General features: G+C 40.4%; 9 protein-coding genes. All 9 read left to right on the top strand.

Annotated features, from left to right (window positions below; translation table 11 throughout):
- The first annotated feature begins 56 nt into the window (after nucleotides 1–56).
- The 9 genes from PQO03_RS17330 to PQO03_RS17370 all read left to right on the top strand — a co-directional run bounded on the left by PQO03_RS17330 (nucleotide 57) and on the right by PQO03_RS17370 (nucleotide 12872).
- Nucleotides 57–887, top strand: a complete 831-nt coding sequence (locus tag PQO03_RS17330) for an AraC family transcriptional regulator (protein ID WP_274152081.1) — start codon at nucleotides 57–59, stop codon at nucleotides 885–887.
- A gap of 251 nt (nucleotides 888–1138) precedes the next feature.
- Complete coding sequence (locus tag PQO03_RS17335; RefSeq protein WP_274152082.1) at nucleotides 1139–1921, top strand: prepilin-type N-terminal cleavage/methylation domain-containing protein; 783 nt, start codon at nucleotides 1139–1141, stop codon at nucleotides 1919–1921.
- Nucleotides 1922–2165: 244 nt separating this feature from the next.
- Nucleotides 2166–2756: an RNA polymerase sigma factor gene (locus PQO03_RS17340; RefSeq protein ID WP_274152083.1), complete on the top strand. Its 591-nt coding sequence runs from the start codon at nucleotides 2166–2168 to the stop codon at nucleotides 2754–2756.
- Nucleotides 2757–2763: 7 nt separating this feature from the next.
- The gene (locus PQO03_RS17345; RefSeq protein ID WP_274152084.1) at nucleotides 2764–4806 is read left to right on the top strand and encodes a serine/threonine protein kinase; all 2043 of its coding nucleotides are present in this window, start codon (nucleotides 2764–2766) and stop codon (nucleotides 4804–4806) included.
- A 295-nt stretch (nucleotides 4807–5101) separates the two neighbouring features.
- Nucleotides 5102–7369, top strand: a complete 2268-nt coding sequence (locus tag PQO03_RS17350; protein WP_274152085.1) for a glycoside hydrolase family 36 protein — start codon at nucleotides 5102–5104, stop codon at nucleotides 7367–7369.
- Nucleotides 7370–7737: 368 nt separating this feature from the next.
- On the top strand, nucleotides 7738–8523 hold the full coding sequence (locus PQO03_RS17355) for a type II secretion system protein (protein ID WP_274152087.1): 786 nt from the start codon (nucleotides 7738–7740) through the stop codon (nucleotides 8521–8523).
- 157 nt (nucleotides 8524–8680) lie between these two features.
- Nucleotides 8681–10702, top strand: coding sequence for a dienelactone hydrolase family protein (locus tag PQO03_RS17360; protein ID WP_274152088.1), 2022 nt, complete (start codon nucleotides 8681–8683; stop codon nucleotides 10700–10702).
- Nucleotides 10703–10709: 7 nt separating this feature from the next.
- On the top strand, nucleotides 10710–12077 hold the full coding sequence (locus PQO03_RS17365) for a GDSL-type esterase/lipase family protein (protein WP_274152090.1): 1368 nt from the start codon (nucleotides 10710–10712) through the stop codon (nucleotides 12075–12077).
- Nucleotides 12078–12281: 204 nt separating this feature from the next.
- Nucleotides 12282–12872: an RNA polymerase sigma factor gene (locus PQO03_RS17370; protein WP_274152091.1), complete on the top strand. Its 591-nt coding sequence runs from the start codon at nucleotides 12282–12284 to the stop codon at nucleotides 12870–12872.
- The last annotated feature ends 11 nt before the right edge of the window (nucleotides 12873–12883 follow it).

Here is a 12883-nt window from a genome sequence, read left to right on the forward strand (position 1 = left end):
GTAGATAACTTATTATAGTAATAACTTATAAAAATGGGTTAAATGGTATTTAATATATGCTTTTTGGTAAAAATAATATGGTGCACCGTTATTTTGGTGATAGCGCTGAAAGAGTCGGCCTAGGTTTGATCAATAAAACTCGGGGTATTGATCATCAAAATTTTAAATGGCCCTGGTATGCCGTAGTATTTATCCTAAAGGGTCATGGCCACTTTATTGACCATAATCAACAAAAACACACCCTTTCCGAGGGCATGTTTTTTCAGCGTATTCCAGGCTTAGTTCATAGCAATATTATAGAAAGCGATGATTGGCAGGAAATCTTTTTTGATTTTGGAGTTAAAACATATGAAATGCTTAAATCCTGCGAAATTATCAATCCACAAAAACTCACTGGCCACTGCCCCATAAGTTTAGCTCAAGGACAAGAGCATCAGCTCTTGTTAGAAGAACTCAAGCAAAGCACTCATTTAAAACACATGCACTTAAAAATATTGAGCTTTTTTCAAGATATTCAAAGTAGTTCTGAACTAACAAACCCCCTCCTTATCGATGAAGCTTGCGCTTACTTAGAAGAAAATTTCTTAGTGAAGGATAAAATTCAAAACTTCTGTATCGAAAAAGCTGTCGGCTATGAAATGCTACGGAAAAAATTCAAAGAAATAACAAACTCGAGCCCCAAGCAATTTCAAAATCGCGTTCGTATGGAGAAAGCCATTCAACTTCTAGGCAGTAAAGATTTTAATATAGAACAAATCGCCAATCAGCTCGGATATTGTAGCAGCTTTGAATTTTCCAAGCAATTCAAAAAATTCAATGGCATCTCTCCTGGCCATTATAGGAATAACTGGACGGTTCAAACTCCGAGTAAATCATCAAATATTTGATTCAAGTAGATACCTAGAAATATCGATTAGGATCGAATAAAAAAGCTCGATTAGAAAAGTAAAGCTCTCTTTCAGTAGCAAGGAAATTTGTACTATCTCCACAAGTCCAATACCCGCGAGATGACTGGCCACGGTAAACGAAGTCATGCTATCAATCATTTAACTCGATATATATTTACAAAACCTTGTATCAACATATTTCTTAGCTTGCTTAATACTTTATATAGTATTCAAATAACTAAGGTTAAAACATGAAATATAAATGGACTACAAAGGGTTTCACTCTCATCGAACTTTTGGTCGTAATTGCCATTATTGGTATCCTCGCCTCACTATTATTACCCTCGCTCAAATCGGCTCGTGGTTCTGCACAACAGGCTTCCTGTAAAAATAATTTAAAGCAAATTGGCATTAGTCTTTTAATGTATTCCAGTGATAATGACGAACAAATCCCTCATGCTCAGAATGGACTCTCAGGCTGGGATGATCTCATCAGAACTTATTTGACTAATGATTCAAGTGCTATCGGTAATTATTGGACTACCGCTCAAGGATTGGACACTATGCGCTGTCCAAGTGCCCAACAGCCAAAACTAAATGGGACTGTCCCCACAGGGACATATGCCATGCCCGCAGGTAACGCAGGCCAAACAAATGGTGTCAATTGGAATATTCCCCACTTTGGTTTCAGAGTCCTAGATGGTTCCCCTGCTCATAGAACTCTCACAGAATTGGATGATCCCGTAGGTACGATGGCACTTACGGAAGTCGATACTAATGGTAGTAGCTCTCGACAAGGAAGTGGCTTTTTTACCCACAATGCCGCTCTACAAACCACTCCGGGTAGTAATGGGGCCGCATCAAATGGTGCTTTAAATACTACCTTAGATCTTCACAATAAATCTAAGGTCAATATATTACTCGCCGATGGACATATTGAATCTCATTCCCCACTTTCTTCTACTGTTCTTGGGGAAGGGACCGCTCCAACAAGTCCTTGGAATGGCATGTGGAGCGTCACCGCTGGTGATTAATCATCAGTTTCTCTGTGAGATATAATGTGCTCCACTAAAAGTGAACTGACTTCATTAGCTACAATTTCAAAATTGTCTTAGAAAGTTTTAAAATGAAAATTTTGTTTAACACTTTAATTATTATCTAGTTTTCAAAGAGATTATTAGCTCTGATAAACTAGCATTAAGCATCGTCAAGTTTTACAATGATATATATTGGACTGTGAATAAACTAATTGACTAAATATGAGTGCGAGATATAAGCGTGAGTAAGTGGAATACGAGATACACATTAATTCAAAGAGCCCAAAACTCCCCCGATAACGATACCTGGGAAGAGTTTATCCAAGCTTACAGCAAATTCATTTATTATATGCTTCACCAAATGCAAGTGCCGAAATCACTCGTCGATGATTTAGCTCAGGAAATCATCCTGAATTTATGGTCTAAATTAAGTATGTATGCTAAAGAAAAAGGTAAATTCCGCTCTTGGTTAACTCGCGTAATCCGCAATAGTGCTACTGACTCTCTAAAAAAAGAACAGCGCTATAACAAGCGTCAAGAAAATGCTAGTGAAGTTCTCGAACTCTTAGAAAGCATGTCAGAATCCGACTTTGAACAAATCATTGACCGTGAATGGCGTGCTCACATGATTAAACTCACTCTTGATAGTTTGAGCGATCAACTATCGGAAACGGCTATTGAAGTCTTTAAATTGAGTATGGAGCAAGTCTCTACTGATGATATTGCCGAAAAAATGGATATAACTCCTGCTTCGGTCTATACCTTGAAAAATCGTGTAAAAGAAAAATTCACTCGCAGACTCAAACACTTTGTTGCGGAACTTGAGTTCTAAATAAACTATGACAAACATACTCAAAGGAGAAGACAGCCACAAGGATGACTTCGACCTGTCTTTGAATGATCTTTACGATCAGGTATTTACTGATGAAGTAGATACTCCAGATGAAAGTTCCTTCGATATTCTTAGTGCTCAAAAAGAACGCTATATAAAAGAAGAAGAAATCGGTCGTGGTGGCGCAAAAAAAATCATTAAAGTATTCGATACTCGCGCTCGTAGATACTTGGCTATGGCACTGCCTCACTCAAGTGAGCAAAATGAGAAACTTAATGCTTTTATCCGTGAAGCTTGGATTACTGCACAATTAGATCACCCCAATATTATTAAAATTCACGAGGTCGGAGTCAATCCAGAGAAACTTCCTTTTTTCACCATGGATTTGAAAAATGGTGATAGTTTAGAATTCATCCTTCGAAAACTCTATTCTGATGACCCTATATACCTAGAAAAATATCCTCTTATTAAACGCCTCGAGTTTTTTATTAAAATATGCGATGCTATTGCCTATGCTCACTCAGTCAACATACTTCACCTCGACTTAAAACCTGATAACATCCAGATAGGTGAGTACGGCGAAGTGATTGTCTGTGACTGGGGACTCGCAAAAATTGTAGGTGGTCGTAAATCTATTAACCTCCACCGTGACCTACTCGAACTCGATCTTGCGGAAAAGGAATCATCGCTAATCATGGGAACACCTGCTTATATGGCCCCTGAACAAGTTAAAGGCGATAAAACCAACACTTTAAGTGACGTCTATGGCCTTGCTGCCATTCTCTACCATATCGTGACTTTAAATCCTAGCATTACTACAGATGATGCTAGTGAGGCAATGGCTCAAACCCTAAAAGGATCTATTCCTTCCCCACACGAACTAGTTCCTGTTTCCGAAGGCTTATCTTCCATTATCATGAAAGGCTTAGCTCTAGAAGCAAGCGAACGCTACCCGTCTGTCATGGCGTTTAAAAATGATTTGTCCAAATATTTAGAGGGATATGTTACCAATGCGGAAGACTCCACATTTCTGAAGCAATGCGTATTTTTTTATCGTCGAAATAAAATGATTTGTCGTCAGGCCATACTTTTTCTCTTTCTTATTATTTCTATTACATTTTGGTTTGTTAATAGCCTACAGCAAAGCTGGAAATTAGAACAAGAAGCTCGAATCCAAGCAGAAGAAAATGCCTTCAAACAAAAACAAGCCCTCGATCTCTACATCAAAGAAAAAGAACAAGGGGCATTAGTTAAAAAAGACTTTTCAGGAGTTTTAGTCAAGCGGTATCAGATTTATAATAGTGAAGACTTTTCCAAAGACCCAGAAGCAATGCTACTTGGGTCTTTGAAAGGATATCGTTACGCTCTAGAGCAGAATCCAAATGATTCTCATATTGCGATGATGACGGCTTTAACATTATTCATTTTACAACGTTATGATGAAGCTCAAAAATTTAACGGTAAACACAAACAACTTGAGCAGATTCAATTAGCCTTAAAAGCTGTTAATAAACACTCATACACCAAGGGTCAAAAAAATGTTCCAGTTACCGTTTTTGTTTCAGCCCTTAAAGGCTTGCGCGAATATGGACATACTAACCAAGCCACCGCTTACCGCGCCATTCTTTACGATATGAAGACACGAGATAATTTTGATGGCTACGAAAAAGTGGTTGAACAAGCTCTCATGTTATGGAACGATCGTTGGATTGAACCTGAGTTTCATTATGATAAAGAGACTCAATCATTGCATGTCCATGGTGATAAGTTCAGTAATTTGGGAATGTATGATAAATTTGGCAGGCAAGCTCTTCTGCTAAAACCTCTAATCAAACACCTTGATGTGAGCAATAGCGAAGTAGAAGATCTCACCTACCTCTATGGTTCTCAAATCGAAAGTCTGAATATTAGTAATACTTACGTAAATGATCTAAGTCCACTACTAAAGCTTAACAAGCTTAGGCAATTAACGATTACAGAAAAACAGTTTAGCAAAGAAGAACTCGAACTACTCCCCTCAAAAATCAAAGTAATATATACAAAACAGTAATCGTCCTAATCTAGCTTAGTTAGAGTTTCTCATTTCAGAATCATTGACATTGGATAATCAGCCTTTTTCCATTTCCTTCAAAACTTCAAGTCTAGTTCATTTTTTTAGTCTATTTTTAGAAAAACTATCAAAACTTGTTGAGATCTTATCATGTCGTGTCGTTTTTATGTTTATAGGTCAGATAAAATCATTTTTAAAAACAAATAAAAAAATCCCGTCTATTTAACAATTTTTTGTATCAAATCATTTTGATCATTGCTTACTAGTATAACTATTTTAACAACAAGGATTCTATATGAAAAAACGATCAACAAAAGGAATTAAGCTTTTCTCGGCTCTCTTCCTCTCCTCACTTTTCTCGGTACAAGCAGCTGAAGCTAATTTTACTCCAAAAGCAGAAAGCTACACAGTTAAAAGCGACTTCTCCGCTAACTTCACAGCCAGTGCATCGGCCGTTTACACTGTCGATGGCAAAAATCATCGCGTCGGAACCAAAAGCCTTCCTCTAAATGGTAAAGTTTCCGTTTCCACTGTGAGCACTCCATTTGGTGACGCCATCCAAACTGAAGCTACTTACGGAGCCGATAACGCTGACTATAAATTCACTCTCAAAATTAAGCAGCTCAAAGACCTCAAAGCTTTTACAGTTCAAGGTATTTTCCACAACCATAGCGATAAAGATGCAAATCTCGCCGTCATCGATCTCTTTGATACCATCGGCGGTTCTGGCTCATTCGGAATTGCGGATCCCGCAAAATGGCTCATCACCCCACTCATGCAACACGACCACGCTAAAACTCTTGCGGAGATGAATGGCTCAGCTAAAGAAGTTGCACTCTTTGTTAATACTGAAAACGACAATAGTTTCCTTATCGGACCTGCAGGTCCTGCAGAAGCTCACTGCCGTGTTGAAGTCCGCGGCAAAGAAGTTAAAGCTTATGCCGAAATGGATCGTGTCCTTGTTGAACCAGGTGAAAGTCGTCGCAGTGAAGAAATGCTTTTCATCTTCGAAGATTCAAAAACGAATACCGACATTTGGACAAAATGGGTTGCTCATACTCACAAAGCTCTCAGTAACAAAGGTCCCGTCTATGGTTGGTGTAGTTGGTATGACCGTACCACAAAAATTGATGAAGCTCACGTCATGGACGTGCTAGAAACCCTTGATTCCAATCCCAATACTTTCGGTAAAGGCATCGTTCAAATTGATGATGGTTACCAAATTATGGATGGTAACTGGAATGGTAACGCCAAATTCCCTTCCAATATGTCTCGCGTTGCGAAAAAAGTACGTGAAGCTGGCATGATCCCAGGCGTTTGGTTTGCTCCACTCATGGTGAACCCCGAGCATCCTTGGAAGAAGGCGAATCCTGAAGCAATTCAGGCCAATGCTAAGGGCATCTCAAATTTCATGAATCCAAACCCCTTCCACCCCGATGGTGCGAACTGGATTAACCCTTCTCATCCTAAGTCTAAAAAATTCCTTCGCCAAGTTATCGAAACGGCTCGTGATAATGGCTACGGTTACATCAAAATTGATTTCAATGGTATTGGCAGTCGTTTTGTTGACCCAAAACTCACACGCCTCCAAGCTTTTCGTAACCTCTACACTCTCTACCGCGACGCCGCTGGTGAAGACATGTATATTCTCTCATGTCTTGGTCAGCCCACACGTGGTGTCATTGGCTTCGTTAATGCGGCTCGTGTCGGACCGGATTCTCACCCAGCTCACTTCTCTCATTGCCTTGATTCAGTGCTCCGTTTCCAAATCTTTAACCGCGTGTGGTGGAATAATGATGCCGATGTTTCCTACCTCGAGGTCAAACTCCCTTCACGTCGTGTAGGTTACACTCCTCAGGGCGAAGACATGTGGAAAACTTGGCACAATACTGTCGCTCTCACAGGTGGTACTGCAATGATCTCTGAGCCTATCAATAAAGATGATGTAAAAGCTGTATGGCGTAATTACGAGATCATGCGTCCGGGGAGTGCTGAAAATTCACGTCTACTCACTCTAGGCAAATCTGCAGTGAACTCAGTTTTTGGTTTCAACGCAGCGCGTAGCTACGGCAACTTCGCTGTCTACAATCTCTATAATTCGGATAAGGAGAAATCTCAAGACATCGCTCTTAACTTTGTTGATGCGGGCCTCCCTGCTGATACCAACTGTGCGATCTACGATTTCTGGAAGAATGAAGTAACTGGCTACACTAAAAATGCTTACACCGCAAAAGGTCTAAAGAAAAACGCTTCTGCCCTACTGCGCTTCACACCTATTAAAGGCGGTACTCCCCAGCTCGTGGGCTCCAACCTTCACCTCTCTATTGGTGCAACAGAAATCAAAGAAATCTTCATCACTAAGAGCATGGTCAAAATTCACTTAACTGATGCTGGTGCTCAAGTTGGCGATCTCATTTTCTATTCAGAAAAAGAACTCACTGCGGGCACTACAGAAAACTGTAAGATTGCCGGGATCTCCAAAGTTGGCGATAAGCTTTGGAAAATTAGCCTCGCTGAAAGAAAGTGGAATACCAAGCAAAGTGTTTCATTGAATATCAAGTAATTTTTTATTATTTAACACGAGTAGCTAGCTGACCTCGTCAGGTGCATGCAAAGCATCATGTCGCCTGGTCCAGGAATGGCAATTCCTTGTAGGGGGAGCTCGAGGGGGGACTAATCCCCTCTCGTGTGCGAAGCACGGCCTTAACTATCTAACCGTTTTGCGTAGGTAAAAAACGGAGTCCAAGCGACTCCGTTTTTTTTTTATTTCCCTGTGAAAATCAGTCTATTTTTAAAAGATTAGAAATAAATTCTGAAAGTCGTTGAGATCATCGAATCCACTGTCGTTTTAATGTTTAAGAGAATGAAAATGACTGATCAAACATGAACTCATTCATGCTGAAAATCGAATTAAACTTAAAGGAGCTTAGTATGATTAAAGCATTAAAGACAAAAAGAAACTTCTCCCTCATCGAATTACTTGTGGTCATCGCCATTATTGGAATCCTCGCCTCCCTTCTTCTTCCTTCACTAGGAAAAGCTCGTGAAAAAGCTAAAATCTCCGTATGTACGAGTAACCTCAAACAAATTGGCTCAGCTAACTTTATGTATTTTGATGACAATGACAGTTATTTCCCAACAGTAGTTGGGAACGCAAGCTGGGACGATATGTTGGCGTCTTATGACGGTCGTAAACTTAGCAGTGCACAAATAGCAGTAGGAGGTGCCGGTGGTCATAATGTAGCAAACTTTGGGAAAAACTACGGTGAATTGTATCGCTGCCCCTTAGATGATCGTGTGAATGGAAATAGAATTCTTAGAACGTATGCCCCCACTCAAGATGGTTGGAACTATAGCTTTAACCCAGGACAGAACGGTATTTATGGTGTAGAGGGGGTGGCATTTAACGGTATTCCCAAGAACATTAACGAGATTAACCAGATCTCTCGAGTCGCTGCCTATACTGAAAATCACTTCCCATTAAGCCATAACAACAATCAACTTAGAGTTTCACTTGGACAAACTTGGGCCTTCAGTGGAATGCACGCGGGTTATTTTGAATTAAACGAAACGAAGCATTCAAATTTAAAATTTAACTTCCTCATGGCCGATGGACATGTAACAAACATGAATCTGATTCAGTCACTCGTCACCAATGATGGCTCAGTTGCGGGAACTGCTAATGTTAGAGGCACCGTTTGGGACACGGATCGCTAAATCAATTTATACTCTCGAAATACACAACAAAATAAAAGTCAATCCCCTCTTAATTAACGGTCATGTAGAAAGTCACTCACCAACTTCCAAATTTGCTTTCAAATCTTTCAAGTCTCAACTTATCAATTATTTAAATCATTCATTACGGATAAAATTTATGTTTAAAACCTTTACTTCTCTAGCTATGCTCATCGCGCTCTCCGCAACTGCCGCAGATAGATCGAACGACACCCTGCCTCCTCTATCACCCGAAACTATGCCTGCAGATATTCCCGCTTTATGGGCAACTTTTGATTCCACTAAAGATCCTCTCGAAATGAAAGTTCTTCACGCATACGAAAAAGATGGTGTGAAAGTACAAATGATCTCTTATGTCGTCGGTACTTTCAAAGGCAAAAAAGTTCGTATGGGTGGCTATCTAGCTTACCCCACAAAAAATAAAGGTGCGCTTCCTGGTATTGTACAAATGCATGGTGGTGGTCAACGTGCCATGGCAGACTACGCTGCTGGCATTGCTCAAAATGGTTATGCGGTTCTCGCAACTAACTGGGGTGGTAAACTCATGACTCATCAAGAAAAAGGTCAAGCCGCTGAAGGTAAGATTGCTACGGATTGGACACCCCTCGATGCCACACAAAAAAATAATGGCTGGTATGCGCGCACCGAGCCGAGCTCATTAAGCTACGACGATTTTGATTCCCCTCGTAATAATAATTGGTTCCTCATTAACTTAGCCAATAAACGCGCCATCACCCTGCTACAAAAACTCCCCTTTGTCGATCCAGAAAAAATTGGCGCTCACGGTCATTCCATGGGTGGTAAACTCTCGGTCATGCTTGCGGGCACTGACAAGCGAGTCAAAGTTGCTGTACCATCCTGTGGTGGGACGGGCGCCGCACCAGCAGCCCTCAAAGCGCGAAAAGGTAATTCTTCTCGTCCACAAGCACTCAAGCCTCTTTACGCCAAGTTCATCGACGATGCAAAAATGCTTCCTTATATCACTTGCCCGATCTTGTACAAAGGACCACAAAACGACTTCAATGGTATGGTTTCTAATATGGCCTTTAACTGGCGTACAATTCCAGCTAATACCTCCGTTCGTTATTCCATTAGTCCTCATTTTAATCACCGTCATGCTCCTGAATCTTCTTATGTTGATTTACTGATGTTTGAGCAGTACCTCAAAGGAACTTATAAAATTCCTGAGACGCCCGAAATTAAAGTTGATTTAAAAGGCGATGTAAATGGCCCCATCATCACTCTTAGTCCAGATAATTCACAAGCGATTGACCGCGTTGAAATTTTTTATAGCCAAGACCCCAATGGTCAATTTCGTTTTAATCGCTCCGCAAAGGTTCGCAAAGTCGGTAATAAATACCTGGCTTCCGCTCCCATCATTTCTAAAGACCTAGGCTTTTTCGCCATGGCAAATGTTTATTACAAACATCCCAAAGGCCTAAAGCTTCTCGGTCCGCGATGGAATGCCAATCTCGCAAACACTTTTATCATCAGTACTAATATTCAAAAATTTGAAATACCAGAAGTACAGCAAGCTAATCCCGCTATTACGGATAAGTCCACTCGAATGATTCAAGCTAACTTTGATCATGATGGTAAACCCGATTGGTATCGCTACTCGCAAAGCCGTCTCAACACACGCAAAATTCGTGATCCAAAATGGCGTGGTCCCATTGGAGCTAAACTCGCTATTGATGTCCTAGACCCCATCGGTGAAAACCTTATCATGGAATTTGACTTCAACAGTTATTCCCAATATGACCGTGAACTAGCCACAGGTCAATGCTACGTCGTAGTTCCTATCAAAGCCTCAAAGGAATGGCAAACTCTCGCGATAGATATAAAAGATCTCAAGCCTCTAAAAGGCAACCGCAATGGCATGCCTCTCGACTGGCAAACTCTTGACCATCTCAGCATAGTCAATAATCTCAAGGCTCCCCTTGACGGCAAAATGCAGAACTTCCAGGCAAATGCAAAACATGGCCAGGGTCGAAAGCTTCGCAAGATGCAGTGGCTTGGCGGCAAATACCCGCAAACAATCCTCATGAATGGTGGTGGACTCGAACTCAGTGCTTCCGAGTACGAAAAACAATTTAACGATCAGATCGACGTCTCTATCGAGCTCGAAGAAAAAGTCGACGGCCTTGAAAAAGCAAAATAATCGAAAGATGAACTTAAAATACTCCCTCTTAAAAGCATTTTTTCTATCGATCAGTTTTTCGACAATCGCATTTGCCCTGCCAAAAACAATCTCCCCTGTCCCGCAAGTCCACAAATGGTGGACTGAACGCCACCAACAGAAGTTAAATGAACGCTCAACTGAAGTAGATCTCGTGCTCATCGGCGATTCCATAACTCATTATTGGGAACGTAGCCCGAGCTATGGCTACTTCTTTGGAGATCGTAAAACCTTGAATTTGGGCTATGGCGGAGATAGGACACAAAATGTCTTGTGGCGAATTCAAAATGGTGAACTCAATGGCCTTAAGCCCAAAGTCATCAGCCTTATGATTGGTACCAACAACTCCAATCATTTTAGTCCAGAAGATACCCTACTAGGGATTCAAAAAATTATTTCCGGGCTCCGTTTGCGCTTACCACAAACAAAAATCCTACTCAGTTCTATTCTCCCTCGTGGAGTTCAAGAATTGGATCAAAAAAATCGAACCGTCAATAATTCTTTAGCGTCCTTAGCGGATAATGAGTCTGTCTTTTTCTTGGATGTTTACAATCAATTTCTTGGAGCAGATGATAAACTCAACATGGAGCTTTATTATCGTGATGGTGTTCACTTGAGTGACCAAGGTTATTTTGTTTGGGCCAATGCCATGGAAAACTTCATCAGCAAGGAACTTGGGGACAAAGCAAAAGATCAGGAGCCGGTTTCAGCTATCATTCCCTCAATGCAAAATGGCGATCGTCACAAGCAAAAAGTTAAAGAAGCTAGAGAATCTAATCACGACTTACTTTTCATTGGCGATTCAATTACTCATTTTTACGATCGTGAGGGAAATTTTGGCGTACCCGTATGGAATAAGTACTACAAGCACCGCAATGCCATGAACCTCGGTTTCGGTGGCAATACGACTGCTCATGTTCTCTGGCGTCTACAAAACGGTCAGATTGATGCTCAGTCACCCAAAGTTTGCGTCCTCATGATTGGAACCAATAATACCCATGTACGAAAAGACAAAGCTGAAAATACTTTCAAAGGAATCGAAAAAATTGTCGAGCTTCTCAAAAAGAAATTACCGAAAAGTAAAATCCTCGTATTATCCATCTTCCCCCGTGGAGCGGATCCATCTGATCCCTTGCGTCAGGAAAATGAAAAAGTTAACGCTATGCTACCTTTATTGGAAGATAACAAGACCATTTTCCACCTCGATATCAACCAAGCTTTCCTTGATAAAAAAGGGCACCTATCTCGTGAGTTCATGCCTGATTTATTACATCCCAATACCAAGGGCTACGAAATTTGGGCTCAAGCGATGGAACCCACACTCAGTCAGCTTCTGGGAGAAAACATGCTTAAATAAATGAACGCACTTCAAACGTTCACTTAGCCAAACTAGTAAGTGGCAAAAAGACTACGCTCTAGTAATTGCTATAGACTCAAGTAATTGGATTAGAATATCCACCCCACTCTAGTCTATTTTCTTATCATCTGTATCAAAAATAAAATCGACTTGTTTTTTATTGCTAAAAGGTCAAGGTAAATAAATATTAGAAGAGGTTATCATTTGAGCAAGTGGAATACCAGACACACTTTAATTCAACGTGCCCAAAGCCAACGGGATAATGAAACCTGGGAAGAATTTGTACAAGCCTATGAAAAGTTCATTTTTTATATGCTTCATCAAATGAAAATCCCACAAGTCATGATCGATGATTTAGCCCAAGAAATCCTACTCAATTTATGGACGAAAATTAATAACTACTCCAAAGAAAAAGGGAAGTTTCGTCCTTGGTTAACTCGAGTCATTCGTAACTCAACCAGTGATTTCATCAAAAAAGACCTGCGCTACAATAAACGTCAGGAAACACTATTTTCTCTGCAGCAGAACTTAGCTCAAGTAAGTGAAACAGATTTCGAAAAAATAATTGATCGCGAATGGCGTACTTATATGATAGAATTGACCCTCAATGATATTGAAGGGCAAGTTTCAAAAACGGCTATCGAAGTATTCAGACTTAGTATGAAAGAAGTTCCTGTAGAAAAAATCGCCGCGCAAATGAACATAAGTAAAAATTCTGTCTACACCCTAAAAAACCGCGTTAAAGATCAATTCACTTCTCGACTTCGTTATTATAGAAACGAATTGGAATTTTAAGGGAAATTGCA

This window comes from Lentisphaera profundi, assembly GCF_028728065.1.
GTDB classification, from domain to species: Bacteria; Verrucomicrobiota; Lentisphaeria; order Lentisphaerales; family Lentisphaeraceae; genus Lentisphaera; species Lentisphaera profundi.